We start from the raw sequence: 26,704 nt of genomic DNA on the forward strand, positions 1-26,704 counted from the left end.
AATTTATTATAAAAATGTATAAAACAGAATTTTCGAAGTATAATGGACTTATGGAAAAGATAATGGATGAACAAACTACATTAGAAGTTCATTTATCTACAGAGTTTAGCCAGAATGTTCCAAAGAAGTTTCTAAAATATACCCCTGATGAGTGGGCCAGATATGCTTTTGAAAATGAACTTGAATATAGTATTAACTATTATAAAGATGAAAAACCTTATTGCCAGGTTACCAGTGATTCTATGAGTATAATATTAAATTTTTATGATAACAATATACTTAAGCATAATTTAATGATAGTCTTTTCCAAAGGTGACATCATTAAAGGAGATTTTAAGGAATATAGTAACAATAAAATTTTTTTAAAACAAATTTCCTGGTATGGTGATCTTGGAAAAACACTATTATTCTATTCAAATAAGAAAAAAGACAATGTTTTTTTGAAAGAATTTGTAAAAGAAAATGAAAAAACAGTACTCATTGAACAATTTGGAACTGCAGATTTATCTAAACATTGGTTTGATACGCCTAAAGATTATTTAGACTATGAAGTACTATTAGATTACGAGAACCTATTTAATCAGCTTCCATCAGTACCAGCTTAAAATAATGATCTGACTATCAATCAGAAACTGGAGTTGGAATTATGAAATATATAAAATTCATTTTCAGCAATAAAGGCATTCAGAGTATACAATAGTAATGAAATGAGTATTTCAAATTTTTTATTCGGGGAAAATATTCCTCTTTTTCAACTGGAAAAGTTCTCGCAGGAATACACCCTGAAGGTAGAGAATACTTTTATTATGGGTGAAGAGAATAAACCAATCTCATTAAAAACCTCATCAGATATTATTATTGAACAGGAAAAGAGAGATCATAATATCAATACCACCATAAAACTACAGGAAATCACGGGTGATACTGATGATACTTTGATGAAGCCTTTTTTGTTGCAAAGTCTTGCTCTTGCAGATATTTCCCGCAATATTCAGTTGAAAAGAAATCTTAGTGGGAAAATTCTTTCTATTGAGAATAAACCTGATCTCTGGAAAAGTTGGGAAGAATGGAAAGAGAATAAGCTGGCGAGTGCTTTCCCGGAGGAAAAGGATCAAAATAAGTTGATTACAAATTATGAAAAGGGATTGAAAAACTTTGATGTTGAATTAAAGAAGAATCTGCAATACATTCTCTTACTGCCGGAAGTTTATAACCTTATATTTCCTCCTAATGAATATTACAGTTTTCTATTCAGTCTGTCAAATATTCATTCCAGGCTGATTGATGGTGTAGAATATCACTATCAGTTGAAACTGGTAAAACTTGAAGAAGAAAACAACAACCTTTTTGTAGAGTTTCATTCTGTACTGAACAACCATGATGAGCTTATGAAAAGCCATATCAAAAAGCTTTATGAGAAGGAGGAAGATTTTTCTGTTGACGAGTTTGAATTCAGTATCAAAACCAAATACAATTTTGAAAAATCAACAGCTAAGATCCTGAACGCGGAACTTTATTTTGTAGAAAAAATGCATGAACATCTGGCTTATTTCATTGATATGGATTTACATAGCAAATAATTAGCTTTAAACAAATAGTACTAACAATCAATTCTTTCAAGACTCATACACTATGATTGGAAAATATTGATAATAGGATTAAAAAAAGATTTTTGTTTTAAATGCTGTTTTTCGTCTTCCGTTAGGTCGTTAGTCCCAAGGCCAATCCTGTTCCAGGGTTTTTCGTTATCCATTCCATCAGCTAATTCAATAGATCTAATTTTAATTTTTTTATGAAGTCCTAGTATCGTTAAATCCATCAATTGACCTGGATTTATTTCCCCTTCTATAATTTCCCCAAGCAGATAAAAGCTCCTGTTGGTAAGTTGAAAAGCACTGGAAATCTTAAATTTAGCAGTAACATCATGCCAGCTGTATCCACAATGTCTGCACTGCTTTGCATAAGGAGTACGGGCAAGTTTATTACATTTCGGGCAATTATTGAAAAAAACTTTCTCAGGAGTTTCTGCAATTATCCGCGTTACAACATTTTGTTCAAAAACTTCATATCCATGTTCTAATAGTTTTATGACTTCAGGATCAGAATTTATCCAGCCCCGCTTTATCATTACATTTCTTATATGCTCACTTTCAGAACTCTTCAAAGTATACATATGATGATTCAGTGCTAACGCTTCGTCCCTGGTCATTAATTTCCCAAAATATCTGATAATATAATTTATAGTTTCTCTGTCCATATCCAACTAAAAAAAGTAAAACCTTTTTAATGACTTAGCTTGTCTAATTTATGATTTATTTCTTTACAATAGCCCTATATTATGGAATGTGATAATTAAGAAATAGAAATTTAATACTGACAAACTATTGTCACTAAAGTATGTTAATTTTACATCAATAAAAGAAAAAGCTATGGGTAAAATTACAGAGAAACAGACCTTTCATGTCAGGACAAAGGCAGAATGGCGGCAATGGCTTGAAGAGAATCATCATATAGAACAGTCTGTATGGCTTATTTGCAATACCAGAAAATCAAATTTACCCATTGTTCATTGGACCGAGCTGGTAGATGAAGCCCTTTGTTTCGGCTGGATCGACAGTACAAGGAAGACTATTGATGAAGGTTCATTTATGCAGTTATTCAGCAGACGGAAGCCGAAGAGTACCTGGTCAAAAATTAATAAAGATAAGGTTCAGAAGCTGATAGAAAATAATCTGATGACAACAGCAGGATTTGAAACCATCCGAATTGCCAAAGAGAATGGTTCCTGGAATATTTTGGATAGCGTGGAAGATCTTACCATTCCAGAAGATCTTAATAAAGCATTTAAACAGCATGAAGGTTCCGAAACCTATTTTCTAAGTTTAAGCAAATCCATAAGAAAAATGCTGCTCCAATGGATTGTGCTTGCCAAAAGACCCGAAACCAGAAAAAAACGTATTGATGAAGTAGCCATAAAGGCTGCTCAGAATAGAAAACCAAAAAATTTTTAAATCCTAAAATAAGAAATATTGTTTTTCTACGCTTGTGATTAAAATAAAAATAGGCTGTCCCATTTTGGGAACAGCCTATTCAATTGATTCATTCTTGAAATGAAATTATCTTAGAATCTCAAAGTAGCCGCAACAGACCAGGTTCTTCCAAAACCTAGGAATCCTGTATTACCGTCTGCAACACCCTGATACACTCTGCCAGCTTCCTGATACGTTTTTCCAGCATCCGGACCATTGGCAATTTTATCACCTGCAAAAATATTGGAGCTCAATTCAGAAATATAATATTTGTTGAATAAGTTGTATACATTTGCTCTCAATGTTAAAGATTTTTTCGCATCAAGTGTGAATTTGTAAGAAGCTCCTACATCAAATAAATGATAGCTTGGCAATTTTACAATTCCTTTTTCTCTTGCCGCTTCAGTAAGGAAGTTGATCGGGTTGAACTGAGCATAAAGCTTGTCATAATATTCCCAGTTGGCATCAATACTGAAAGCTTTCGTGATATTGTAATCAGCTCCGATGCTTGCTGTTGTCTGGGCTGCATCTCCAACCTTCAGATCTTTAATATTGATTGTTCCTGTAGCTCCTGCTATTTCCTGGTTGGTTTGAACATCCAGGATGTTGAAGTTGGCATTTCCTTTATATTTCCAGTTACCCATTGATACCATTCCTCTCAGCCTTAGGTTAGCAAAAGGTCTTGCCTTTGCTTCCAGCTCGATTCCCTGGTGCAGCTGACCTACATTCAGTGCATTGTAGAAATAAGCACTTCCAAGGCTTAACTGGGAGAATTTTGCAACATCTGCAGCCGTAGCATTGAATGTTCTTGAAATAAATCTGTCATCCCACTGCGTTCTGTATGCATTGATGTTCACATCTATATAACGTGATTTGAAACCATATCCCAATTCTACAGAGAAGATTCTTTCATTCTTTGCATCATTATAGATATTCTGGTTTGAAGGGAATAAAGCATTGAACAAGGGCTGTCTTGAAATTACCCCTGTATTGAAAAATACATTGTGATGATCATCTATATTATAATTGGCACCTCCTTTTACAATATAACCCGTTTTGTGATACCATTTTGTTTCCTGATTTCCAGGAGTGTACAACATATAATCTCTTCTCTTGTAATATTGCTCGGAAACAGATCCCTGAACGGAAGCACTCAGCTTCTCAGAGCTGTATTCTACCATTCCATAAAGACCTGCCCATTTTACAAGACCTTCATTGTGGATAGATACTTTCTGAGCATCTTTAAGCTTGGTAAGCGGTTCCGGTTTTACGGTTTGATTAATATAATATCCTTTTGGCGCATTGGCTGTGGAAGGAACAAATAACGCATCAGATCCTAACATATCGGTTACAATGTCATACAAAGCTCCTTTGTATGTTTTAAGATCGATACCTCCGTTGAAAGTCCAGTTATTTTTTTTGTAATTAAGGTCTGCGATTACACCATACCAGTCGTGAGCATTGATACTCTGCTTTCTTACGATACCGCTTGTTCCGTTCAGAGTAGAAACATACTGTCCGTTGTAATCACCAGGAGAACCTGCAGGAGCGGTGAAAGTTGATTTCTGGAAGCTATTTCCGTTATAATCAGTTACCATACCGCCTCTGTTATAACGATAAATCATGTCCCAGTTGATAGTACCGTCTCCGCCTGCACCATAGTTCATGAAATTCATAGTTTGTCCTGCAGCGTTTTTGATAGAACCGTTAAGTCCAGTACCGCCGCCGCCGCGTCCCCATGAACCGTAAACCACTGTAGATAACTTCAGGTTATCATTCATTGCCCAGTCCCAGTTCAAAGAGGCAATAGGCTTATGATAGAAGTTAGGTGCTAAATTGAATTGAGAATCATTCAGCATTCCTGTTTGAGGGTTGTATCTTCTTCCGTAGGTTTCAAATTGCTGTAAAGTGGCAACATTCGCTCCGGTTGCAGAAGACCTTCTCGTATCGTGTACCTGTGGTGCTCCGGTTGCAATTAAATTAAACGCATGTTTTTCATTAGGCTTAAATCCTGTTGAGAAAAACCATGAGTAACCTTCTCCTTTGGTTCCGTTGATGTATCCGTCACCTTGCCAGCGGGAAAGCAATACGGTTGTTCCCCACTTGTTTTTTAATCCTGAAGAATACATAGCAGAAATTCTGGAGTAGTTATCATTTCCAACTTCTCCTTTGATCATTGCTTTCTGTTCAGAATCGGTAGCTTTGGTTACAATATTGATGGTTCCTCCTACAGAAGGAACAACAAATTTGGAAGCTCCCAAACCTCTCTGGATCTGAATATTGCTGGCAATATCAGCCAAACCAGTCCAGTTGGACCAATACACCGTACCTCCCTGCATGTCATTCACCGGCTGCCCGTTGATGATTACTGCAATGTTGGCACCGTCAAAACCTCTCATGTTGATTCTGCTGTCTCCGAATCCTCCACCTACTTTGGTAACGTAAACGGATGGAGTAGACTTCATAATTTCAGGAAATTCTCTGTTTCCCAGTTTCTCCTGAATTTCTGCTGCCTTTATGTTGGAAACTGCAACAGGCGTTTTTCTCTCTTTGGCTGTCTGGGAAAGGTTTCTACCTACCAACATCACCTCATCAATAGATTTGGATTTCTCTAAAGAATCCTTCGTACTCTGCCCGTAATACAAGGCGGCCGTAGGTAATACAAGCGCTATAATTAGTCGCTTTTTAAGAATAATGCTCATGAAATAAACTAGCGTTTTTAAATTTAAGGCTGCAAAGATGGATAATTATTTTTTAATTGAGTATTAAATCTTACCGATGTGATTTTATTCAGTTTTTGGAACATGCTCTATTCCTCACTTTTTTGAATATGTTAATTATTTTATATCTTTCATTTACAATTTGTTATAAAATAAAATGATGAAAAATACAGCTTGTTTTTAATGGGTAAAAATAATTATGCTGTTCTCCATATTTTTAAATAAAACTAAATATTGTTGGAAAATATACTGTAATAATAACTAAGTAATAAAAAGCATAGGTGACTTGAGTCATAATTTTTATACTGTTGTTTTGATAACTTGGATTATCATTTTACTTAAAATCGTATTAGTTATGAAAAAAAATCTTTTTGAAAGGTTTTCAGATCGTGTTGTTTGTATAACCGGAAGTCCGGGTGCTTTTGTGGGGGCCAGTTTACTGGTGGTGGTCTGGGCTATTTGCGGACCTGTTTTCAACTATTCCGAAACCTGGCAGCTGGTTATCAATACAGGTACTACTATTATTACTTTCCTGATGGTATTTCTGATTCAGAAAACCCAGAATAAAGACTCTAAAGCTATTCAGATAAAACTCAACGAATTGATAGCATCCTATGAAAAAGCCAGTAACAGGCTGGTAGATATTGAAGATCTGACTGAGGAAGAACTGGACAAGCTCCACAAATATTATGAGAAGCTGGGCCAGCTATCGAAAGAAAAAGAAAATTCACAGGATCCCGTGAAAGAATAACTGAATACTATAATATTATTACATGATTTTAAAATCTTCTCAAATTGCTCACGCTGATTCATTGTCAGTGAAATCGCTGGTGCATTTCGTCATAGAACTGGAGAAACTGTTTAAGCGTATTGGAGAATATCTTCTTTCCGGAGGTGAAACAGTCTCAACGGCTGAAAGTGTTACAGCCGGATTTTTACAGTTTTCGTTTTCCCAGATGAAAGATGCCTCTCAATTTTTTAAAGGCGGAATGACGGCATACACATTGGAGGAAAAGGTAAATCTTCTTGAGGTAGACCCTGTGGAAGCTCAACAATATAACTGTGTATCTCCCCATATTGCTGAAACAATGGCGTTGCAGGTAGGTAAAGTTTACAAAACCGACTGGTCTATCGGAGTTACGGGATATGCCACTCCGGTAGAAGAATCAGAGGGGAAGCTCTTTGCTTACTTTGCTATTGCTTACCAGGGAAAAGTTGTTCTTTCAGAGAAATTAGATCTGCATTCCAGAACTAAGCCGATTAATGCTCAACTTTATTACAGTGAATTCATACTTGGATGTTTTAAGCTGGAGTTAGATAAGCACCGTGAAAATAAGAAATAGAAACCATCTCAATAATAAGCTATTAATACAATTAATTATGGAAAAATTGCAATTGCAGAGTAAATCTGTCCTTATTACAGGAGCAGACAGCGGAATTGGTAAGGCAGTCGCTCTTTTATTGGCTAAAGAAGGAGCAGATATTGCCTTCATCCACTATCATGATGCCAAAGATGCCAGGAAAACAGTGGAGGAAATAAAAAAAACAGGAAGAAAGGCTCTTTCGTTTGAGGGAGATATTAATGACAGTAAATTTTGTGAATCTGTTGTTGATGAAGTAGTTTCCAAATTCGGAGGAATAGATATCCTGATTAATAATGCCGGAACCCAGGTTCCCTGTGAAAGTATAGAAAATCTAAAAGAAGAAGATATCCGCAAGACTTTCGACTCCAACATTATTGGAATGATCCTGCTGACGAAGATCGTATTTCCTCATCTAAAACAAGGAGATGCTATTATCAATACTACTTCAGCTACTGCTTATATGGGCCATGAAGAATTACTGGATTATTCTGCAACCAAAGGAGCTATTGTTTCTTTTACCCGATCACTCGCACTTCAGGCCAAACCTAAGGGAATAAGAGTGAATGCTGTAGCACCCGGGCCGGTAGCCACGCCGCTTACTGAAAAAACATTCGGGGAAGAGGATGAGGATCAGAATAAACCACCGTTAGAACGTAATGCTTCTCCTGAGGAAGTGGCAGCAAGTTTTTTATTTCTGGCTACCGATGCTTCAGCACAGATAACGGGGCAGGTGCTTCATCCTAATGGAGGTCTTATTATTAACGGTTAAATTCAGTGGATATGAATGGAGTTATTATGCAGTTTTTCCATTGGTATCATCCTGGAAACCTTTGGAATGAATTTGTTGAAAAAGCAGAATATTTAAGAGATTTGGGATTTACTGCCGTATGGCTTCCTCCTGCCAATAAATGTAGTCTCAGCACAGAAGGCCGGGGCTACGATGTGTATGACCTTTATGACCTTGGAGAGTTTGATCAGAAAGGAAGTATTGCTACACGCTATGGTACAAAGGCAGAATATTTAAAAGCTATAAACAAAGCTCACGAAGTAGGAATGGCGGTGTATGCCGATATTGTGTTAAACCATAGGATGGGAGGCGATGAAGAAGAAAATATCACGGTACATCAGCTGAACGAAGAAAACCGGAATGAAAGAATTGCTGAAAATCTGGAAGTTACCGCCTATACGAAGTTTACCTTTCCGGGAAGAAATGGAACTTATTCGGATTTTATATGGGATCACCACTGCTTCAGCGGTATCGATTATATCATAAAAGAAGGAGCAGAATTAAAAGGCATCTTTAAAATTCATAATGAATATGGGGAAGAGTGGACTGACGCTGTAAGTCATCAGTTTGGTAATTATGACTATCTGATGGGAGCTGACATAGAATATCGTAATCCTAGCGTTGTGAAGGAAATGAAAAGCTGGATCCGATGGTATATGGAAACAACAAAAGTAGACGGTATCCGGCTGGATGCTTTAAAACACATCTCCTCCGATTTTTTGAAAGACTGGATCTCCTATATTAAAACAGAAGTGAATCCTGAATGTTTTGTTTTGGGGGAATTCTGGAAAGACGAAGCAGAAAAAATAGAATACTTTTCCGATAAAATGTCTGATCTTATCTCGTGTTTTGATGCTCCGCTGCATTATAACTTCTTTAAGGCTTCGCAGGACGGTAAAGATTATGATATGAGCCAGATTTTAAAAGGAAGCTTTTTGGAGAAGAAACCGGTATTCTCTGTTTCTTTTGTAGAAAATCATGATACACAGCACCTTCAGGCTCTTGAATCTGCAGTGAAAGACTGGTTTAAACCCTTGGCCTATGCTATTATTCTTCTTACCGATGAAGCTTATCCCTGTGTATTTTATCCCGATCTTTTTGGTACGGAATATATTGATACTAAAGATGAAGAGGAAGTGCATATCATTATGCCGAAGGTTGAAGAACTTCCTGATTTGCTTGAAGCAAGAAAGCGTTTTGCATACGGTCAGCAGATCGATTATTTTGATCATCCCAACTGCATAGCTTTTGTACGAAAGGGAGATGATAAGCATCCGGGCTGCATTGTAATCATGTCTAATACTGAAGAAGGTTATAAAGAAATAGAATTGGGAAAAGAACATGCAGATTCAGTCTATATCGATTTTTTAAAGAATCGTCATGAAGAAATTTATACGGATAAAAACGGGAAAGCGGTGTTTACTGTAAATCCGGGTTCAGTAAGTATATGGATAAAGAAATATAAGTCTTAGAATAACCATATTCTTACTCATTTTAGATACCACATCTTTGCATTTCAGGCAAAAATGGTCTTATAGTTGCAGATTTACCACCAATCAATCACTAAATTATTATATTATGGAAACGAAAACGGCAACCAAAAAATCACCAGCCAAAAAAACGACAACAACAAAAACAACAGCAAAAACTCCGGCTAAAAAAAATGCAGCCAAAAGTTTGGAAGATCTTTTTGAAGATGCACTGAAAGATATTTACTGGGCTGAAAAAGCACTACTGAAAGCGCTGCCGACGATGATGAAAAATGCAAGCAGTGAAAAGCTTAAAACAGCCATCGACAAGCATATCACCGAGACGGAAGGCCATGTGGAAAGACTGGAAGAATGTTTTAAAGCATTAGGAAAAAAGGCACAGGCAAAGAAATGCGATGCTATGCAGGGACTGCTGGATGAAGGGAAAAGTATACTGGAAGAAACAGAACCGGGAGCAGTAAGAGATGCGGGAATTATTGCAGCAGCACAGAAAGTTGAACATTATGAAATTGCCACATACGGTACACTTGCAGCGTTCGCAAAAGTATTAAAAGAAGAGGAGTGTCTTAAAAATCTTTTAAGTACACTGGAAGAGGAAAAAAAATGTGACGAACTGTTAACAAAAGTTGCCGATACCAATCTTAATAGTAAAGCAATGTAATACAATCTTTATAAAAGGAGACCTGAAAAGATCAGGTCTCTTTTTTATTGTTGAAATCTGGAAGGTTCAAAAAGCAGTAGTTTTATCTTTGGTTGATTTTGTATCAGTTTTAGTATATTTGTAGATATTATTTGTATCAATTTAGTTTTCTTATAGGGAACAATAATTAAATAACAACTTTTATACTTTACAGAGAAATTTTTCAATTTATAAAGATTAAAAATGACCCAACTTAGCCTGTTCGACTCAGAAGATCTGTACGAATTTCCAAAAGACCTTCTGGAATACAGAGAACATTTCCTGAATCAGGATGAAGCAGACAGCCTTAAGAACCTTTTGCTTGAAACAGCACCCTGGAAGCAGCGCACCCAGAAAATGTATGATAAAACGGTTCTCACACCCCGCTTAACAGCCTGGTATGGTGATCCGAAAACTGATTATCCACTGGGAAATGGTGAAGTGGAAAATAATCTCTGGACACCTGAACTGCTTTCTTTAAAGGAAAGAATAGAAGAAACATTCGGTTATCAGTTCAATTCTGTATTGCTTAACCTTTACAGAGATCATCATGATTCTGTCGCCTGGCATCGGGATAAAGAAAGCAGATATGGAAAACGACCCGTGATAGCATCGGTAAGTTTAGGGCAGACCAGAAATTTTGATTTCAGGAAAAAAGATCATCATCAGAGTAAATACAGCCTGCCTCTTCCTCACGGTTCATTATTGATTATGAAAGGAGACCTTCAGGAAAACTGGGAACATCGGATTGCTAAATCTGTCACCACGATGAAAGAGCGTATTAATCTTACGTTCAGACTGGTTAATCAGCTTTAGTGTGTTCATTTATAAGGCTTTGTGATTGGGCTTAAAGTGCTGGGCTCTGCTTTTTGGCAAATAAATTGTTGTATTTATAAACAAAGTCATTGTTTGACTTCATTACTATCACCACTTAAAATTTATTATTATGAAAAATCTTGTAGTAACAATTTTTGCATTGGCTGCTTTAACAGCGTGTAAAAAAAACGAACCGACATCAACGAGTCAATCTGAGGAAAGTACAACAATATCTGCTCCGGCAGAATCCGGGATGACGGTATCCGACTCTACCAAAATGTCTGACACCAAAGAACAGAAAAGTACTCTCAGTGATCATGACAAAAAATTTGCAGATGCTGCAGCCATAGGAGGACTTATGGAAGTCATGATGGGAAAACTCGCCGCAACAAACGCTGAGAATTCAGTGGTAAAATCTTTGGGAGCAATGATGGTAACAGATCATACCAAAGCAAATGACGAGCTCAAGAAATGGGCTTCAGAAACCGGGTATACATTACCCACAAGCTTGGATACTGAAAAGCAGAAGATGTATGATGATCTGAAAGCTAAGAAAGGAAAGGACTTTGACAAAAAATATACGGATCTTATGGTCAGTGATCATAAAGAAGATGTAGAAGCATTCAAAAAAGAGGCATCAGAAGGAACAGAAGCCTCATTAAAGTCTTTTGCAGCGAAGACCCTTCCTACACTCGAGCATCATTTGCATGAATCGGAAAAAGCCAAAAATGCTGTCAAATAATATTGAGTGTATATGACTTGCATCATAAGTCCGAACAGAAAGTATTTAATAATTTTGAAAGGATTAAATATTATTTGTTCTTGATTATAGTAAGAAGGCTGTCTCAAAAACGTCATTCTGAGTGAAATGTAATGTAATGAAGAATCTCATTTGTTAGATTATCAATAAGATTCTTCTTTCGTAACAAAGTCAGATTGTTTGAGTTTTGAGACAGCCTCTTTTTGAGTTATTCTTTCTTTTTATATTCTTCAATTTTCTTAAACTGTCTATAGGAATCTTTCAGGTTACGAAGCTGTTCAGATACAATTTCAATACTTTTTGTACTAAGATCACCCGTATCCAGTGCATTTTGATAGGCTTCTATCGCTGCTTTTTCGCCAAATACTACATTTTCTAAGGTAGATTCTATCAGATTTCCCATGGTAAAAGAATTTTTAACGTCAATCCATGTTCTGTGAACAGCTCCTGCCACAGACGTTGAGTCCTCCGGAATACCTTGTTTTTCTGTGATGAGGTTAATCAGTTCGTTTTTCATGATTTTCGATTGTGAAATCATATGCTCATATTCATCTTTTACATCCGGATACATTTCCCAGACTTTCCCATCTACTTTTTCAAAACCTTCCTTTCTGTCGTTGATAATATGAAGTAAATCATTAAGTACCGATATTTCCTGCTGATGATCCATAATATAATTTTTAAGTTAGATATAAAATTAAAACTTACCTGCCGAACTCTTTATAATCCTGGTCATATCTGAAAATAAAAGCCAAAGTCCTTTCTTTTTACATCAAAAAACTGCACCTTTGCCTCACAATGGGGTGCTACAGAACAGTGGCTGAGATGATACCCAGGAATATATTTCCACACCTGATCCGGATAATGCCGGCGTAGGGATTGATTACTTATCATCTCATCATTTGATTTCTAACAATTAATATGATGCAGGACATTTTAAAACAAATTACTTTACCGGAATGGTTTGGAGTCTTATTTTCAGTCATTCAGGTTCTACTGGCCCGTAAAAACAATGTCAACAACTATCTTTTCGGAATCGCAGGGATTCTGCTTACACTCTATGTGATGCTTACTTCAAAGCTCTATGCTGAATTTACCTTAAACCTTTATTATCTGATCATGAGCATCTACGGATGGCTGTACTGGAAATTCGGGAAACAAAAATCGGAAATGGAAATCTCCGTTACTACCACCACAGAAAAATGGATTACAGGAGGTATTGTTCTGGGAACGTTTATCTTATTCTGGTCTTTTCTTACTCATTTTACTGATTCTGATGTTCCGGTCTGGGATTCTCTGGTAAGTGCTTTTGCCTGGGCAGGAATGTGGCTCATGGCAAGAAGAAAAATTGAAAACTGGGTGATACTGAATGTCAGTAATATTATTTCCATCCCCTTGATGATTCATAAAGAATTATATCTATATGCTGTTCTGACATCATTTTTATTTTTAGTGGCTATTTCCGGGTATATGGAGTGGCAAAAAATCATTAAATCCAAAGCTAATGCTGAATACTAAAGAAATAAGAAAGGAACTTCATGGAGCCTCTGTAATTTCTGATGAGGTAATGCAATATATTCATAAAGAAGGACTGCTTAAAATCTGGGTTCCCAAAAAATATGGAGGACTCGGCTGTCGTTTTGAAGAAGGACTTAAAGCATTATTTGGCTGGGCTCAAACTGATGGAAGTTTTGGCTGGATGCTGACGCTTTGTGCAGGAGCTAATTATTTTTCCAGAAATATAAAGCCTGAGGTCGCCAAGTTATTATTCACCCATTCTGAAACCTGCTTTGGAGGAAGCGGAATGGTGGGTGGTACAGCAGAAAAACAAGATGATAACACTTATTTGGTCAATGGGTTATGGAATTTTGCTACAGGAGCACCTCATCTGACCCATTTTACCCTGAATGCCAGGATTACGGAAAACGGGAAACTCCTTACAGATAAAAATGGTAATGAGATCATCCGTTCATTTATTATTCCAAAAGAGCAGACTCAAATTATTTCCGACTGGAAATCTATGGGAATGAAAGCGAGCGGTACCTATTCATTTTCCATTGAAAATGTCATTGTAACTGAAAAGTACAGTTTTGTTTACGATTCCTTTTTCACGAATGATATTCTGGACAGTATTCCGTTTCGGGTTTTTGCAGATCTGACGCTCCTGGTCAATTATCTGGGAATAGCTTCTCATTTTATTGAAGAGGCAGAGGGTATTCGTCCTCAGATTAATTTTAAAAGTTTCGCAGAATCTGTTGAAAAGCATCTGGAAAAAGTTTTAACCATTGCCAGAGACGTTGAAAATATACTTGGTGATCACAAAGAAATTTCGGAGAATAAACAATGCGAGATTCATGAATATGGAGTAGAGCTGGTGAGAAAATTATCCCATCAGATCCTTACTGTTTATACACAGCTGGGAATCCGGGCTACAGATACTCATTCCGAAGTATATCAGGTATTTTGTGACTATTTTACAGCGGCTATGCATTCCAATTTCAGACCTTCCGCTCATGATTTGGACTTTCGTTTTTAAGAATTAAAAGAGCCGGAATGTTCAGGACAGGAGTCATAACTGAAATAAAAATTTAAGAAAAAGATAACTGAAATAAGCCTGTTTTAGGATATTTTAACAATCGTTTTATGATTGGTGTCATAAAACAAGCCTTTTGTATTTCACTACATTTGGAATAATAAAGCTAGCCATGAAATAAGCCGACATAAAAACTTGTTAAACTAAAAATTATAAAGATTACCAAAGATTATGAAAGACTTATTTTCATTAAACGGAAAGAATAAGGATCATGTTATTATGCATTTAAAAGAGGGGATGTATTCATTGATTGAAAATGATAACTGGATTACGGTTACCATTAGAAAGTGGTTTCATACAATGGTTATATCTTATTTGATTTGCAATGACCTGGTTACTTTAACTATCGTAAGAACAAAATTCACTCCATTTTACGAAAAATATACAGTGTTGTAGGATATATTTGCTATTCCATTGATGGCTGTATGGTTACTATATTTTTCTATGGAATATCATTATAAGATCTGAAGATTCTATCATAGGATGCTTGATTATGTTGTTCTTCTGAATCCAAAAGGAAATTCATTTTGTGTGGTGCAGCAAAATAAATGATCATTTAAGAACAACTATTTTGCAGGCCATTCTTCACGAAGAACCGCATAGATAACATCGTCAACCCATTTATTTTTCCAGAAAAGACTTTTCACAAAGTGTCCTTCCTTTCTTAATCCGATTCTTTCCATCAGTTGGAGAGAAGCTGTGTTGTCAGGATCCACAGAAGCTGTAATTCTGTGTTTTTGCAAATCATTAAACAGAAAATTAATAATACCCTGTAAAGCCTCAGAAGCATATCCTTTACCCTGAAAAGAGGAATTTAAGGTAATTCCCAGTTCTACCTGTACATTTTCATCTCCTATAAAATGAACTCCGATATCCCCGATAACCCCTTTTGTTTCTTTGTCCGTAATCAACAACTGATACCAGCTTTCAGGCTGATTGAATTCTTTAGTATTTCTTTGGATAAAACTTTCCACTTCTTCCAAGGTTTCAGGAATCCATCCTTGAAATTGATTCGCTTCTGCATCGGAACGATAATCAAAAATATCCTGTTTATCATTCATAGTAATATCCCGTAGAATTAATCTTTCTGTATAAAGTTGCATGATTGTAATATAATTTCAGACAAAAATAGTATTAATTGGGAAGTTATTCCATAGAGAATAGTGGATTTTATGGTCTCTGAGCCTGTCTTCATTAATTTTAATTCAATAAAAATTATAAAATAGTTGCAAATATCATTTAAATACTTACTTTTGTACCGCCTTACAATAACAATGGGGGATTGGCGCAGTTGGCTAGCGCGTTTGACTGGCAGTCAAAAGGTCACGGGTTCGAATCCCGTATTCTCCACTTGGTGCAATTGATAAAAGTTTCAAAATGCATTAAAAGATTGATAAAACCTGCAAAAATTAAAGATTTTGCAGGTTTTTTATTTTTCACCCTGTAAATTTTTTAAATAAACTCATTGAGTTTGTGGCAGAATCGCAGTGATTTTATGTTTTTACAGCACATTATTTTTAGTTATAATTTCTCAATATAACCATCATAATTACTTTTTCTAAGAACTTCCTCAGGAGTAAGTCTATAAATATCCACTATCAGTGACTTCTCTTTTTTAAAAAGAGTTCTGTTCCAACTCATTAAGCCCTTTTCATTATGAAACAGTTTCCCGTTATCATCTCCAAATATAGCTCCATAGCAGCTGTCCCAAAGTTTTCTGTGAGGCAGATAAACTTTGCGGGTAATCATAGCTGAATCAAAATCTTTAGATCTGTGCGCAAGGATCTGAGATTTAAAGAGGTTATGGACGGTAATATTCTGAATTTTGATGCTATCCGCTATTTTCTCAATCTTTTATAATCAAAATCAGACGTGTCTCTTTTACGTCCGATGCAGCTAAAGAGCACTGTACCCAGCATCAGCAGAAATATTTTCTTCATAAATAATGGAAGCTATTGGTCATTTATAATTTATGCCTAAGGGTCCCGTTTTTAGCCGTTTAGGTAAATATTTGTTCCCATCATTCACTGGAATATAAATATGCTTTTTTTATGTAAAAGTAAAATAAAACAACACCAAAAAGTATATTTATATACTTTAATATGTATATTTGTATACTAATTTGTTTGATATGAATTTTGATTTTATAAAAGCAATTGTAGAACTCGTTCAGCAGTTTACAGAACAAAATGAAGATGGCATATTATATAGTAATGATCTTCAGGGGTTTAAAAAATGGATGAATGATTCTTTTAAAGAAGATTCTGAGTCAGAAAATCCGCTTTGGATCGGGAAGCAATCTGGAAGAAGTTCTGATAGTGTAATTAATACTTTATTGGTAAGAATAGGCCGGTATGCGAAAATGTATTCAAGATCGATAGGAAAGTCTTTTTTTTCAAGCCAGGATGATTTTATCTATCTAATCAGTCTGAAAACGATGGGAGGCATGACAAAAATGGAACTTATAAAACACAATGCAAGTGAAAAATCTTCAGGGGTGCTTATTATAAATCGTCTGATTCATAATCAATGGATAGAACAGACCGTTTCTTCGAAAGATAAGAGAACAAAACATATTCACATCACAGATAAAGGGCTTGCTGTACTGGAGGAGCATATGGACGAAATTCGAAAAGCGTCAAAGGTAGTGGCAGGAAACCTGACCCATGCTGAGCAGATGCTTCTGATAACCATACTCTCTAAACTGGATGAATTTCATTATTCTTTATATCGGATGAATTTTGAAGTGGGTGATCTGATAGAAGCTGCATATAAAAAATTGAACTGAACAGCAGTAAAAGAATCTGCTAAATTATTACATAAATAATATAATAAATGAATACTGGAAACCTAAGAAAGAGAATTGCGGTAATAGGCGCTGGATTTTCAGGGCTGTCTGCTGCAGCTTATGCCGCAAAATCAGGAAATGAAGTACATGTATTTGAAAAGCATGATCGTCCTGGCGGCCGTGCCAGGCAATTTGTGACGGATGAAGGATATGTTTTTGATATGGGACCCAGTTGGTACTGGATGCCTGATATCATTGAAGACTTTTTTGCTGATTTCGATTGTAAAACATCCGATTTTTTCAGTCTGGTTTCTTTAGACCCCCAGTTTGAGATGGTTTTTTCAAAAGAAAAAGTTTCAGTTCCTGAGAACAATGAAGAGATCCGTAAGCTGTTTGAAAATATTGAACCCGGAGCAGCCAGACAGTATGATAAATTTATGAAGTCTGCTCAATTCAAATATGAAGTGGGAATGAAAGAGTTTGTAACAAAACCTTGTTATAGCTGGTTTGAATTTGCTTCTTTGAAAATAGCAGGTAGTACACTGAAGCTTGATCTTTTAAGCAATTTCAGAACTTATGTTTCAGGTTATTTTACAGATCCGAAACTTAAATCGCTGATGGAGTTCCCCGTGATATTTCTTGGAGCTTCACCAAAACAAATTCCAGCCCTTTACAGCCTGATGAATTACGGCGGATATGTGTTGGGAACAAAGTACCCGATGGGAGGTTTTTACCAGCTCGTTCTTGCGATGAAAAAAGTAGCAGAAAAACAGGGCGTACATTTTCATTTTAATCATGATGTACAGAAAATCAATATCGAAAAAGGAAAGGCAGCTTCCCTAACAATAGATGGTGAAAATTATGAATTTGATGCCATAATTGCTTCCTCAGACTATCATCATACGGAAACATTAATACCTAAATCACTGAGAAACTATGATAAAGCATACTGGGAAACCCGGACATTTGCGCCTTCATGCCTCATTTATTATCTGGGCATCAAAGGAAAAATTCCTCACTTAAAACACCATACCCTGTTTTTTGAAAATGAGCTCGACAATCATATAGATTGTATTTATAAAAATAAAAAATGGCCTTCTAAGCCGCTTTTTTATGTATGCTGCCCTTCAAAAACAGATCCTGATGTAGCCCCGGAAGGTTGTGAGAATCTTTTTTTGCTATTACCGCTGGCCCCCGGGATATATGATGATGAGCAGGTAAGAGAAAAATATCTAACGGAAATGCTGGAAAGAATTGAAAAACATACCGGTGAAACCGATATTATTTCCCGAATTGACTATAAAAAAAGCTATTGTGTGAGTGACTTTATTTCCGATTATAATGCCTATCAGGGTAATGCTTACGGCTTATCCAATACATTGTCACAGACAGCAGTATTAAAACCCAAAATAAGAAATAAAAAAATCACGAATCTTTTTTATACAGGACAGTTAACGGTTCCCGGTCCCGGTGTTCCTCCGTCTGTAATTTCAGGAAAAATTGTAGCAGCTGAAGTCAGTAAATTAAAAATAAAATAATATGAAAAAATTGTTTGATGAATTGTCTTACGAAGTGAGTAAGTACACGACTCAAAAATACAGCACCAGTTTTTCATTGGGAATACTGGCATTGAAGCCTTCCATCAGACCTGCTGTTTATGCTGTTTATGGGTATGTGCGCCTTGCCGATGAAATTGTTGATAGTTTTCATGGTTATGATAAAGAGAAGCTTCTGAAGAGACTAAAAGCGGAAACCTATGAAGCGCTGGAAGATGGCATATCCCTCAATCCTATTTTAAATTCATTTCAGGAAGCCGTCCGTCAATATGACATTGATGTACGGTTAATTGATCAGTTTTTACACAGTATGGAAATGGATCTTCATACAATTGATTATAATTCGGAGCTCTATAAGGAGTATATATACGGATCGGCAGAAGTGGTAGGTCTGATTTGTCTGCAGATATTTACAGAAGGCAATAAGCAGCAATATGAGAAACTGAAGCCTTTTGCAATGAAGCTGGGATCAGCTTTTCAGAAAGTTAATTTTTTAAGGGATCTGAAAGATGATTATCAGATTTTAGGAAGAACCTATTTTCCATCCTTAAATATGTCTGTTTTTGATAATACAGTAAAAATCAGGATTGAAAAAGAAATTGACGAAGAATTTAAAGAAGCATTACAGGGGATTAAAAAACTGCCGGCTTCTTCTATTTTCGGAGTATATCTGGCCTATAGATACTACCTGTCTTTGTTTGAAAAAATAAAGAAAACAAGTTCCCAGAATATCCTGCAGCAAAGGATCAGAATTGCCAATTCACAAAAGCTATTGGTTGCTTTCAAAAGCTATATCCGCTATAAATCTGCTTATTTCTGATATCAGCGTATGGGTGAATGATTTTTTGGGACATTAATAATCAATAACAAATAAATAATGTACAGATTATATAGAGAACAGCAGTTGAATTGCACTATTGAAACGGCATGGGAGTTTTTTTCATCCCCTCATAATTTATCACAGATAACCCCTCAAAGTATGAATTTTGTGGTTCTTTCCGAGAGTAGTGATGCGATATCCGAAGGAATGGAGATAGATTATACAGTCTCTCCTGTATTGGGAATTCCAATGAAATGGAAAACTGTTATAAGCCAGGTGGAAGACTATAAAAGCTTTACTGACTTTCAAAAAGAAGGTCCGTACAAACACTGGAATCATTTTCATGAATTTATTCCTAATGACCATGGAGTACTCATGAAAGATACGGTAGACTATGAACTTCCAATGGGGTTTTTAGGTAAAATAGCCCACCAGTTATTTGTAAAAGAAAAGCTCAAAAACATTTTCGATTTCAGATATAGGGTTTTACATCAGCGTTTTAACAATAAACATCATTAAAATGAATATTCTGATCGTGCTGGCAGTATTTATTTCCATGGAAGGAGCAACATGGCTTATCCACCGGTATATTATGCATGGCTTTTTATGGAGCCTGCACCGGGATCATCATGATCATAGCCATAACGGGAAGCTTGAAAGAAATGATTGGTTCTTTTTCATTTTTGCAAGCCCGGCTATTGCCTTATTATACCTGGGAGTGAAAGAGGATTTCAGTTACTGGTTTTTTATCGGACTGGGTATTAGTCTTTACGGAATGGCCTATTTCTTTGTACATGATATTTTTATTCATCAGCGAGCGAAGATTTTCACCAAAACAAACAATCCGTATTTCCTTGCCATCAGACGCGCTCATAAGCAGCATCACAAACATGTGGGAAAAGAAGATGGAGAATGTTTCGGTTTTCTGTGGGTTCCTGTTAAATATTTTAAAATGTATATCAATAAAAAATGATGCCTTATACTTACATACTGATTAACTTTTTCACTATCATTATTTGCTTCGTGGCTTCTTTTGATAGGAGGATACATTTTAATAAGCTTTTTGAGAAATTTCTCCTGTCATCCACCATTGTGGCCATTCCTTTTATTGCCTGGGATATATGGTTCACGGCAAAAGGGGTATGGTGGTTTGATCTTAACTACACTTTAGGATTTAAAATAGCAGGACTTCCCATTGAGGAATGGCTGTTTTTTTACTGTATTCCTTTCGCCTGTGTATTTACTTACTATTGCCTGGAAAAGTTTTTTTCGCTGGCATGGGCTACGGCTTTAAATAATCTTATTGTATTTACAGCTTTTATTGTTCTTGGTGTTGTGGGGCTTCTGTATTATGAGAGAATATATACTTTGCTTATTGTGACCGTAACGATTACCACGCTTTTTTATCTGCATTTCATTGCCCAAAAAGAATGGATAGGTAAAGCCAGTTTTGTATATCTGGTATTGATGCCCGGCTTTTTTGCAGTGAACGGAATCCTGACAGGATCTTTCATTCCTTCCCCTGTGGTTAACTATAATCCTGGTGACTTTTTAGGGGTGAGAATGGGAACCATTCCTGTTGAAGATGCCGTGTACGGATACAGCCAGTTTTTACTCAATATTTATGTCTTTAAAAAAATAACTAAAAATGAAAAATAGAATAATTATTACTGTATTACTAAGCTTTTTGTTGTTAAATAGTATAACTTCCTGTTCCTCTATGCCTGAAAAGGCCCAGCCTGTCGGACAGTTTGATGTCAATAAATATTTAGGCACCTGGTATGAAATAGCAAGATTTGATTATCGTTTTGAAAAAGATCTTGATAATGCCATTGCTCAGTACAGCCTTAATGCAGACGGAAGTGTAAAGGTACTCAACAGCGGATATAATGTAATAAAGAATAAATGGGTTTCAGCAAATGGTACTGCTAAATTTAGGGGAGACAAAAACGTTGCAGCTCTGAAGGTGAGCTTTTTCGGACCTTTTTATGCCGGATATAATGTAATTGTGCTGGAAGAATACAAATATGCACTGGTTGCAGGAAAAAACCTGGACTATCTGTGGATTCTTTCCCGTGAGAAAACCATCCCGGATCATATAAAACAGAATTTCATCTCCAAAGCGCAGGAAATAGGTTATGATACATCAAAACTTATCTGGGTAAAACAAGATAAAAAAAGTCCGTTTGACAAATAAATTATAGTAACGTAAAATCAGAAAAAATGCTCAAAATACAAGCACAATCAAAAATCCCCACAGATTATGGGATATTCACTGTATATGCATTTTCAGAAAATGAAGAAGACTGGACTCCTCATTTAGTATGGGTAGCAGAAAATACAGATGTTACTACCACTGTAAATGTACGTTTTCATTCGGAATGCATTACAGGAGAAGTTTTTCATTCTAAAAAATGTGAATGCGGCCAACAGCTGGATGCTGCTATGAAATATATGTCTGAAAACGGGGGAGTGATTATTTATCTCCGCCAGGAAGGAAGAAACATCGGGATCATTAATAAACTCCGCGCCTATGAACTTCAGGAAAAGGGATGGGATACTGTTGAAGCCAATCTGAAGCTGGGACTTCCGGCAGACGCAAGGAATTTTGATATAGCCGTTGAAATCCTCGATGTCCTGAAAATCAAAGAGGTTAACTTGCTAACCAACAATCCTGATAAGGTCAGGTCTATAGAGAACAGTGGAATCATTCTCAACAGCAGAATTCCCCTGGAAATTGAATCCAATGAAATGAATGAAAGCTATCTTGTCAAGAAAAAAAATTACTTTGGTCATCTTTTGGAGAAAATATAATGTCTTATCTGGAGCATAATGTTTTTTTAGTATACATTTAAATTCAGACATCATGGAAAAAATTCTGCTTACCGGTGCTACCGGATATATTGGTAAAAGAATGATAAGTGTTATCGTTGCACAAGGGTATAAAGTAGTATGCTGCTGCAGGGATATCAATCGGTTTGAGGCCGTTAAGGATATTGATAATAATTGCATTGAAGTTATTGAAGTCGACTTTCTGAAACCTGAAACTTTACATAATATCCCTGAAGATATTAAGGGAGCATATTATTTGATGCACTCCATGAGTACCGCTAATGAATATGAAGATCTGGAAAAGAAATGTGCTTATAATTTTTCTGAGTATATTCAAAAGACACAATGCAAACATATTGTATATCTTTCCGGCCTGGTGAATGAAAAACAATTGTCAAAGCATTTAAGCTCACGATATCAGGTTGAAAAAATCCTTATGGAGGGTAAAGTTCCTGTTACCGTTCTTCGGGCTGGTATTATTATTGGTTCAGGAAGTGCTTCTTTTGAAATTATAAGAGACCTTGTTGAAAAACTACCTGTAATGATAGCTCCTAAATGGCTTTACACGAAATGCCAGCCAATAGGAATTGCGAATGTCCTGGATTTTCTGATTTTTGTTTTGTTTAAAGAACAGGCTTACCGCAAAGACTTTGATATAGGATGTGATGATGTTCTTACCTATAAAGAGATGTTATTGAAATTTGCTGATGTAAGAGGATTAAAGAGAACCATTTTTACCCTTCCGGTAATGACTCCAAAGCTTTCTTCTTATTGGCTGTATTTTATTACCTCAACCTCTTTTCACCTGGCAAAGGCTCTTGTAGGAAGTATGAAAGTAGAAGTTGTTTGCAGAGCGGAGAGTCTGGCTCAGATTAAATCAATCACACAGATACAGCCGTTTTCTTATGAAAGTGCTCTCAAAAGGACCTTGGCAAAAATTCAGTCTAATGAAATAATTTCAAGCTGGAAAGACAGTTTTATTAGCAGCCGGGGTGATTCCACTTTAAAAGAATACCATGATGTACCCAAATATGGCTGTTTTACAGATCTCAGAAGTGAAGAATATGACAACAGGGAAGCTTGTTTGAACAGGGTTTTTCAGCTGGGAGGGAAGAATGGATGGTATGGGCAGGTACTTTGGGAAATAAGAGGGTTTATGGATAAACTTTTTGGTGGGCCTGGGCTCAGAAGAGGCAGAAGACATCCTTTAGATCTTAAAGAAGGAGATGCCCTGGACTTCTGGCGGGTTTTATATGCCGACCGTAAAGAAGGCAGGCTTATATTGCTGGCCGAAATGAAGCTCCCCGGAGAAGCATGGCTTATGTTTAAAATATATAAAAATAAAATATGGCAGAAAGCCGTATTCCGTCCAAAAGGTTTGTGGGGGAGAATATATTGGTTCATGGTCCTTCCATTCCATGGTATTATTTTTAAAGGAATGATTAAAAAGCTTAGCATGAGTAAATAAGCTGTGATCAATATAAAAATGACAATATAAATAATCAGATATAACCATTTTGTGGAATTACAGAAGTAAGGGATTTTTAAGTTGAAAGTTGTTATTTTTGTGATATTATGCATGATCAGCTACATCAACTTATTTCAAAAAATGTTAAGCTCTCAGATTCAGACCGGGTGTTGTGTACTCAATATTTTGAACCTGTCCTGTATCCAAAAAACAGAATAATTGAGGAAGAAGAAAAAATACCACGGTACTTGTATTTTGTGGTTTCCGGTTTTGTCCGGTTGTTCCATTATAATGATAAAGGAGATGAGATAACCACCCATATCAACTGTCCTCCCGGCTTCATTACTTCCTATTCGCACTTTACCAGTCAGAGTAAATCTGATGAAAACCTGGAATGCATTACGGAATGTGAGCTTTTACGTATTACAAAGCCTGATCTTGATCTGCTCATGCAGCAAAGCTCTGTATTTAAAGATTTCAGTTTTTTGATATTTCAGCAATCGTTATCCTATAATGAACAACGCGCAAAGGAGCTGGCAACGCTTACTGCTGAAAAACGCTATTTAAAGCTGATGGCACAAAATCCTGAAATTCTGCACAATGTTCCTATGCAGTATATCGCTTCTTTTTTAGGAATGAACCCTAAAAGTTTGAGCAGGATCCGTAAACAGATTGTTAAGTAACATTTGTGAAGTGATTTTGAATGAGCAACACTGAACTTTGCAGTATCATTTAAAATCAAGAGATATGACAAACAGAAACTTAGTATTGGTTTCAGGAGCAAACGGACATTTAGGTAACAATCTCGTAAGGTTACTCATCAAAAAAGGAGTTAAGGTCCGGGCATCTGTTCGCAACATCAAAAACAAAGAATGTTTCAATGACTTGGACTGCGAAGTAGTACAGGCTGATATTACGGACAAAGCTTCATTCATTAAGGCTCTTCAGGGTGTTCATACATTTTATGCCGTTGGAGCTTCATTTAAATTGTGGGCTAAAGATCCTAAAAAGGAAATCTACGACGTAAATATGAGCGGGACCCGTAATACTATTGAAGCTGCTGCCGAAGCGGGTGTTAAAAGAATCGTCTACGTAAGTTCTATTGCAGCTTTGGATTATACCAATCTTCCCGCTAAAGAAAGCAATGGCTATAATCCTGACCGCCGGGATATGTATTATAATTCCAAAAACGATGGCGAAAAACTCGCTTTTCAACTCGCTGAAGAATTGGGAATAGAGCTGGTATCCGTACTGCCGGGTGCCATGATAGGCAGTAAGGCATTTCTTCCTCTGAATGTCTCGTATGGGGTGCTGAAACTGATTTTAAATAAGCAAATTCCCATGGATACCAAAATAACACTGAACTGGGTAGATGTAAAAGATGTTGCAGAAGGATGTTATCTCGCTGCGCAAAAAGGACGTTCAGGAGAGAGATATATTTTAGCCAATGAAAAATGTATGACCATTACCGATACTACCAAACTGGCTCAAAAGCTTTATCCGGAATTGAAAATCAAAGTACCGGGTGCTGTCCCTAAGTTTGTACTCTATGCAATGGCCGGATTAATGGAATTTACAGCTAAAATTAGTGGAAAACCTCCGGTGTTGACAACAAAAGACATTGCAATGTTTTCAGGATTACAACAGAACTTTGATCTGTCTAAATCCAGAAACGAACTTGGCTTTCATCCAAAAAGTCCCGAACAAGCGGTGAAAGAAGCTTTCTCCTTTCTCATGGAAAATAAAAATTTGCTATAAATGAAAATCCTGTAAAATTAAAAGTTTGCAGGATTTTTTTTTTGAAAAGATGATCAAAATTTTCAAATAAACCTGTCATATATATTGGGTTTTTCAGGTTTACACTATTATATCATATTGTTGTTTAAGTTGACTGTTTCGTAATTATTTGCAGTTAGAGTGTAAAAATGGTAATCGAAAACAATGATTTGCCTCTTTTTTAATAATAAAAAGTGTGCTTTTTACATTTTTTTTTCGTGCAAAATGAAAAAAAAAATAATTCTTCTTATCATACTATTTATTCAAAAAAAAATAATCTTTTTAGACGTATTGTAAAATTGCAATTGATTGTGAATTCATGTTTTATGAAATTACTAAGTGTAAAATTAATGATAACCTTATCATATTTTTTATACAATTGATATCATAAAAATTCGATATGTAAATGGTTGATAAGCAGTAGATAGTGGCAGATTTATTTTTTTTATTCAGATGAATTTTTATATTTGTAATGTTACCAAAATGTTAACAAACTAATGAATCAGAACTTTATCCATACCTATGTCTCTGTAGATTGTGTTGTCTTTGGATTTGACCATGAAAACCGGTTGAATATATTACTGGTACAACGCCATGTTGATGACGTTCCGTTGGAAAAGCAGATCAAACTTCCCGGAAGTTTGATTTTCAGCGACGAAGATGTAGATGATGCTGCACAAAGAGTACTACATGAACTTACAGGAATTAAAAAAATGGTTCTCAAACAGTTCAAATGCTTTGCCGATCCTCTGAGAGCGAGCAATGCCCATGATATCAAATGGATGGATCAGGAATACAAACACCATATAGACCGGATCATTACAGTAGCTTATCTTTCGCTTTGTAAAATAGATCATAAGATCAACAGCACAAAATATGATACCGTAGACTGGTATCCTATTGATGAAGTTCCGGTATTGCCTTTTGATCATAACAAAATTATCACTGAATCTTTAATGGAGATCAGAAAATGGATTGAATCTGATTTCTCCATCATATTTGAGCTGCTGCCGAAAAGATTCACCATAAGACAGCTCTATCAGCTCTACAGCGCTTTGAATGAAAAAAATATTGATATTAAGAATTTCCATAAAAAAATATCTTCATTCCCCTATATCGTTCCTCTGGACGAAATTCAGAAAGATGTATCTCACCGTGCAGCAAGATATTACAGATTTGATGCAAAGATTTACAAGAAAAACAATACAAAACTTATAAAATAACCC

General features: G+C 36.0%; 29 protein-coding genes and 1 tRNA gene. 25 read left to right on the forward strand and 5 right to left on the reverse strand.

The window, feature by feature from the left end; genetic code table 11:
- Nucleotides 1-14 precede the first annotated feature (14 nt).
- Together FB551_RS05010 and FB551_RS05015 are read left to right on the forward strand one after the other, a co-directional pair.
- Nucleotides 15-605, forward strand: coding sequence for a hypothetical protein (locus tag FB551_RS05010; protein WP_142015603.1), 591 nt, complete (start codon nt 15-17; stop codon nt 603-605).
- A gap of 102 nt (nt 606-707) precedes the next feature.
- Nucleotides 708-1,580 carry a hypothetical protein gene (locus tag FB551_RS05015; protein ID WP_142015605.1) on the forward strand — a complete coding sequence of 291 codons (873 nt, stop codon included), beginning with the start codon at nt 708-710 and terminating at the stop codon, nt 1,578-1,580.
- 50 nt (nt 1,581-1,630) lie between these two features.
- Here the strand turns inward: FB551_RS05015 and FB551_RS05020 are convergent, their stop codons facing one another.
- Nucleotides 1,631-2,257 carry a hypothetical protein gene (locus tag FB551_RS05020; RefSeq protein ID WP_142015608.1) on the reverse strand — a complete coding sequence of 209 codons (627 nt, stop codon included), beginning with the start codon at nt 2,255-2,257 and terminating at the stop codon, nt 1,631-1,633.
- 172 nt (nt 2,258-2,429) lie between these two features.
- Between FB551_RS05020 and FB551_RS05025 the strand changes: the two genes are divergently transcribed.
- Nucleotides 2,430-3,011 (forward strand): YdeI/OmpD-associated family protein, encoded by a 582-nt coding sequence (locus FB551_RS05025; protein ID WP_142015611.1) that lies wholly within the window; start codon nt 2,430-2,432, stop codon nt 3,009-3,011.
- Nucleotides 3,012-3,121: 110 nt separating this feature from the next.
- On the opposite strand, the gene FB551_RS05030 is transcribed toward FB551_RS05025, so the two are convergent.
- Entirely contained in the window at nt 3,122-5,731 is a 2,610-nt protein-coding gene (locus tag FB551_RS05030; protein WP_142015614.1) for a TonB-dependent receptor, read from the reverse strand.
- 373 nt (nt 5,732-6,104) lie between these two features.
- Between FB551_RS05030 and FB551_RS05035 the strand changes: the two genes are divergently transcribed.
- The 7 genes from FB551_RS05035 (at nt 6,105) to FB551_RS05065 (ending at nt 11,627) form a co-directional block, all read left to right on the forward strand.
- A complete protein-coding gene (locus FB551_RS05035) occupies nt 6,105-6,500 on the forward strand; it encodes a low affinity iron permease family protein (protein ID WP_047431012.1) in 396 nt (131 codons plus the stop codon).
- Nucleotides 6,501-6,522: 22 nt separating this feature from the next.
- Nucleotides 6,523-7,092: a CinA family protein gene (locus FB551_RS05040; RefSeq protein ID WP_082001960.1), complete on the forward strand. Its 570-nt coding sequence runs from the start codon at nt 6,523-6,525 to the stop codon at nt 7,090-7,092.
- Between the two features lie 37 nt (nt 7,093-7,129).
- Nucleotides 7,130-7,882 carry an SDR family oxidoreductase gene (locus FB551_RS05045; protein ID WP_142015617.1) on the forward strand — a complete coding sequence of 251 codons (753 nt, stop codon included), beginning with the start codon at nt 7,130-7,132 and terminating at the stop codon, nt 7,880-7,882.
- Between the two features lie 11 nt (nt 7,883-7,893).
- Nucleotides 7,894-9,372: an alpha-amylase gene (locus tag FB551_RS05050; RefSeq protein ID WP_142015619.1), complete on the forward strand. Its 1,479-nt coding sequence runs from the start codon at nt 7,894-7,896 to the stop codon at nt 9,370-9,372.
- A 106-nt stretch (nt 9,373-9,478) separates the two neighbouring features.
- A complete protein-coding gene (locus tag FB551_RS05055) occupies nt 9,479-10,051 on the forward strand; it encodes a YciE/YciF ferroxidase family protein (RefSeq protein ID WP_047431002.1) in 573 nt (190 codons plus the stop codon).
- A gap of 222 nt (nt 10,052-10,273) precedes the next feature.
- The gene (locus FB551_RS05060; protein WP_142015622.1) at nt 10,274-10,885 is read left to right on the forward strand and encodes an alpha-ketoglutarate-dependent dioxygenase AlkB family protein; all 612 of its coding nucleotides are present in this window, start codon (nt 10,274-10,276) and stop codon (nt 10,883-10,885) included.
- Nucleotides 10,886-11,015: 130 nt separating this feature from the next.
- Nucleotides 11,016-11,627 carry a DUF4142 domain-containing protein gene (locus tag FB551_RS05065; protein ID WP_142015625.1) on the forward strand — a complete coding sequence of 204 codons (612 nt, stop codon included), beginning with the start codon at nt 11,016-11,018 and terminating at the stop codon, nt 11,625-11,627.
- 226 nt (nt 11,628-11,853) lie between these two features.
- On the opposite strand, the gene FB551_RS05070 is transcribed toward FB551_RS05065, so the two are convergent.
- Nucleotides 11,854-12,315, reverse strand: coding sequence for a PA2169 family four-helix-bundle protein (locus tag FB551_RS05070; protein WP_142015627.1), 462 nt, complete (start codon nt 12,313-12,315; stop codon nt 11,854-11,856).
- A 251-nt stretch (nt 12,316-12,566) separates the two neighbouring features.
- On the opposite strand from FB551_RS05070, the gene pnuC reads away from it, so the two are divergent.
- Both pnuC and FB551_RS05080 read left to right on the forward strand, forming a co-directional pair.
- Complete coding sequence (pnuC, locus tag FB551_RS05075) at nt 12,567-13,163, forward strand: nicotinamide riboside transporter PnuC (RefSeq protein ID WP_142015630.1); 597 nt, start codon at nt 12,567-12,569, stop codon at nt 13,161-13,163.
- Nucleotides 13,150-14,181 (forward strand): acyl-CoA dehydrogenase family protein, encoded by a 1,032-nt coding sequence (locus tag FB551_RS05080; RefSeq protein WP_142015634.1) that lies wholly within the window; start codon nt 13,150-13,152, stop codon nt 14,179-14,181. Before pnuC ends, FB551_RS05080 begins: the two co-directional genes overlap by 14 nt.
- Nucleotides 14,182-14,804: 623 nt before the next feature.
- On the opposite strand, the gene FB551_RS05085 is transcribed toward FB551_RS05080, so the two are convergent.
- Nucleotides 14,805-15,341 (reverse strand): GNAT family N-acetyltransferase, encoded by a 537-nt coding sequence (locus FB551_RS05085; protein WP_142015637.1) that lies wholly within the window; start codon nt 15,339-15,341, stop codon nt 14,805-14,807.
- A 173-nt stretch (nt 15,342-15,514) separates the two neighbouring features.
- Between FB551_RS05085 and FB551_RS05090 the strand changes: the two genes are divergently transcribed.
- Nucleotides 15,515-15,588, forward strand: a tRNA-Ala gene (locus FB551_RS05090).
- A gap of 171 nt (nt 15,589-15,759) precedes the next feature.
- Here FB551_RS05090 and FB551_RS05095 read toward each other — a convergent pair.
- Nucleotides 15,760-15,987 carry a hypothetical protein gene (locus FB551_RS05095; protein WP_142015640.1) on the reverse strand — a complete coding sequence of 76 codons (228 nt, stop codon included), beginning with the start codon at nt 15,985-15,987 and terminating at the stop codon, nt 15,760-15,762.
- A 382-nt stretch (nt 15,988-16,369) separates the two neighbouring features.
- Between FB551_RS05095 and FB551_RS05100 the strand changes: the two genes are divergently transcribed.
- The 12 genes from FB551_RS05100 to FB551_RS05155 all read left to right on the forward strand — a co-directional run bounded on the left by FB551_RS05100 (nt 16,370) and on the right by FB551_RS05155 (nt 26,701).
- Entirely contained in the window at nt 16,370-17,026 is a 657-nt protein-coding gene (locus tag FB551_RS05100; RefSeq protein ID WP_142015643.1) for a MarR family winged helix-turn-helix transcriptional regulator, read from the forward strand.
- 47 nt (nt 17,027-17,073) lie between these two features.
- Entirely contained in the window at nt 17,074-18,564 is a 1,491-nt protein-coding gene (locus FB551_RS05105) for a phytoene desaturase family protein (protein WP_142015646.1), read from the forward strand.
- A 1-nt stretch (nt 18,565) separates the two neighbouring features.
- Nucleotides 18,566-19,402 carry a phytoene/squalene synthase family protein gene (locus FB551_RS05110; RefSeq protein ID WP_142015649.1) on the forward strand — a complete coding sequence of 279 codons (837 nt, stop codon included), beginning with the start codon at nt 18,566-18,568 and terminating at the stop codon, nt 19,400-19,402.
- A 54-nt stretch (nt 19,403-19,456) separates the two neighbouring features.
- Nucleotides 19,457-19,921: an SRPBCC family protein gene (locus FB551_RS05115; RefSeq protein WP_142015652.1), complete on the forward strand. Its 465-nt coding sequence runs from the start codon at nt 19,457-19,459 to the stop codon at nt 19,919-19,921.
- A 1-nt stretch (nt 19,922) separates the two neighbouring features.
- Nucleotides 19,923-20,375: a sterol desaturase family protein gene (locus FB551_RS05120; protein WP_047430966.1), complete on the forward strand. Its 453-nt coding sequence runs from the start codon at nt 19,923-19,925 to the stop codon at nt 20,373-20,375.
- Nucleotides 20,372-21,061 (forward strand): lycopene cyclase domain-containing protein, encoded by a 690-nt coding sequence (locus tag FB551_RS05125; protein ID WP_142015654.1) that lies wholly within the window; start codon nt 20,372-20,374, stop codon nt 21,059-21,061. Before FB551_RS05120 ends, FB551_RS05125 begins: the two co-directional genes overlap by 4 nt.
- A complete protein-coding gene (locus FB551_RS05130) occupies nt 21,051-21,599 on the forward strand; it encodes a lipocalin family protein (RefSeq protein ID WP_142015657.1) in 549 nt (182 codons plus the stop codon). The genes FB551_RS05125 and FB551_RS05130 overlap by 11 nt, the downstream gene beginning before the upstream one ends.
- A 26-nt stretch (nt 21,600-21,625) precedes the next feature.
- On the forward strand, nt 21,626-22,216 hold the full coding sequence (gene ribA, locus FB551_RS05135; protein WP_142015659.1) for a GTP cyclohydrolase II: 591 nt from the start codon (nt 21,626-21,628) through the stop codon (nt 22,214-22,216).
- Between the two features lie 52 nt (nt 22,217-22,268).
- A complete protein-coding gene (locus tag FB551_RS05140) occupies nt 22,269-23,702 on the forward strand; it encodes an SDR family oxidoreductase (RefSeq protein WP_142015662.1) in 1,434 nt (477 codons plus the stop codon).
- 107 nt (nt 23,703-23,809) lie between these two features.
- Nucleotides 23,810-24,385, forward strand: a complete 576-nt coding sequence (locus tag FB551_RS05145) for a Crp/Fnr family transcriptional regulator (protein ID WP_047430958.1) — start codon at nt 23,810-23,812, stop codon at nt 24,383-24,385.
- Nucleotides 24,386-24,449: 64 nt separating this feature from the next.
- Complete coding sequence (locus FB551_RS05150) at nt 24,450-25,460, forward strand: NAD-dependent epimerase/dehydratase family protein (RefSeq protein ID WP_142015665.1); 1,011 nt, start codon at nt 24,450-24,452, stop codon at nt 25,458-25,460.
- Nucleotides 25,461-25,975: 515 nt separating this feature from the next.
- Nucleotides 25,976-26,701, forward strand: coding sequence for an NUDIX hydrolase (locus tag FB551_RS05155; protein WP_142015668.1), 726 nt, complete (start codon nt 25,976-25,978; stop codon nt 26,699-26,701).
- Nucleotides 26,702-26,704: the final 3 nt, after the last annotated feature.

This window comes from Chryseobacterium aquifrigidense, from assembly GCF_006716485.1.
GTDB classification, from domain to species: Bacteria; Bacteroidota; Bacteroidia; order Flavobacteriales; family Weeksellaceae; genus Chryseobacterium; species Chryseobacterium vietnamense.

Excerpts from the sequence above, each read along its gene's own strand:
- FB551_RS05010 (WP_142015603.1), top strand. The coding sequence starts at position 15 with ATGTATAAAACAGAATTTTCGAAGTATAATGGACTTATGGAAAAGATA.
- FB551_RS05015 (WP_142015605.1), top strand. The coding sequence starts at position 708 with ATGAGTATTTCAAATTTTTTATTCGGGGAAAATATTCCTCTTTTTCAA.
- FB551_RS05020 (WP_142015608.1), bottom strand. The coding sequence starts at position 2,257 with ATGGACAGAGAAACTATAAATTATATTATCAGATATTTTGGGAAATTA.
- FB551_RS05025 (WP_142015611.1), top strand. The coding sequence starts at position 2,430 with ATGGGTAAAATTACAGAGAAACAGACCTTTCATGTCAGGACAAAGGCA.
- FB551_RS05030 (WP_142015614.1), bottom strand. The coding sequence starts at position 5,731 with ATGAGCATTATTCTTAAAAAGCGACTAATTATAGCGCTTGTATTACCT.
- FB551_RS05035 (WP_047431012.1), top strand. The coding sequence starts at position 6,105 with ATGAAAAAAAATCTTTTTGAAAGGTTTTCAGATCGTGTTGTTTGTATA.
- FB551_RS05040 (WP_082001960.1), top strand. The coding sequence starts at position 6,523 with ATGATTTTAAAATCTTCTCAAATTGCTCACGCTGATTCATTGTCAGTG.
- FB551_RS05045 (WP_142015617.1), top strand. The coding sequence starts at position 7,130 with ATGGAAAAATTGCAATTGCAGAGTAAATCTGTCCTTATTACAGGAGCA.
- FB551_RS05050 (WP_142015619.1), top strand. The coding sequence starts at position 7,894 with ATGAATGGAGTTATTATGCAGTTTTTCCATTGGTATCATCCTGGAAAC.
- FB551_RS05055 (WP_047431002.1), top strand. The coding sequence starts at position 9,479 with ATGGAAACGAAAACGGCAACCAAAAAATCACCAGCCAAAAAAACGACA.
- FB551_RS05060 (WP_142015622.1), top strand. The coding sequence starts at position 10,274 with ATGACCCAACTTAGCCTGTTCGACTCAGAAGATCTGTACGAATTTCCA.
- FB551_RS05065 (WP_142015625.1), top strand. The coding sequence starts at position 11,016 with ATGAAAAATCTTGTAGTAACAATTTTTGCATTGGCTGCTTTAACAGCG.
- FB551_RS05070 (WP_142015627.1), bottom strand. The coding sequence starts at position 12,315 with ATGGATCATCAGCAGGAAATATCGGTACTTAATGATTTACTTCATATT.
- pnuC (WP_142015630.1), top strand. The coding sequence starts at position 12,567 with ATGATGCAGGACATTTTAAAACAAATTACTTTACCGGAATGGTTTGGA.
- FB551_RS05080 (WP_142015634.1), top strand. The coding sequence starts at position 13,150 with ATGCTGAATACTAAAGAAATAAGAAAGGAACTTCATGGAGCCTCTGTA.
- FB551_RS05085 (WP_142015637.1), bottom strand. The coding sequence starts at position 15,341 with ATGCAACTTTATACAGAAAGATTAATTCTACGGGATATTACTATGAAT.
- FB551_RS05095 (WP_142015640.1), bottom strand. The coding sequence starts at position 15,987 with ATGATTACCCGCAAAGTTTATCTGCCTCACAGAAAACTTTGGGACAGC.
- FB551_RS05100 (WP_142015643.1), top strand. The coding sequence starts at position 16,370 with ATGAATTTTGATTTTATAAAAGCAATTGTAGAACTCGTTCAGCAGTTT.
- FB551_RS05105 (WP_142015646.1), top strand. The coding sequence starts at position 17,074 with ATGAATACTGGAAACCTAAGAAAGAGAATTGCGGTAATAGGCGCTGGA.
- FB551_RS05110 (WP_142015649.1), top strand. The coding sequence starts at position 18,566 with ATGAAAAAATTGTTTGATGAATTGTCTTACGAAGTGAGTAAGTACACG.
- FB551_RS05120 (WP_047430966.1), top strand. The coding sequence starts at position 19,923 with ATGAATATTCTGATCGTGCTGGCAGTATTTATTTCCATGGAAGGAGCA.
- FB551_RS05125 (WP_142015654.1), top strand. The coding sequence starts at position 20,372 with ATGATGCCTTATACTTACATACTGATTAACTTTTTCACTATCATTATT.
- FB551_RS05130 (WP_142015657.1), top strand. The coding sequence starts at position 21,051 with ATGAAAAATAGAATAATTATTACTGTATTACTAAGCTTTTTGTTGTTA.
- ribA (WP_142015659.1), top strand. The coding sequence starts at position 21,626 with ATGCTCAAAATACAAGCACAATCAAAAATCCCCACAGATTATGGGATA.
- FB551_RS05140 (WP_142015662.1), top strand. The coding sequence starts at position 22,269 with ATGGAAAAAATTCTGCTTACCGGTGCTACCGGATATATTGGTAAAAGA.
- FB551_RS05145 (WP_047430958.1), top strand. The coding sequence starts at position 23,810 with ATGCATGATCAGCTACATCAACTTATTTCAAAAAATGTTAAGCTCTCA.
- FB551_RS05150 (WP_142015665.1), top strand. The coding sequence starts at position 24,450 with ATGACAAACAGAAACTTAGTATTGGTTTCAGGAGCAAACGGACATTTA.
- FB551_RS05155 (WP_142015668.1), top strand. The coding sequence starts at position 25,976 with ATGAATCAGAACTTTATCCATACCTATGTCTCTGTAGATTGTGTTGTC.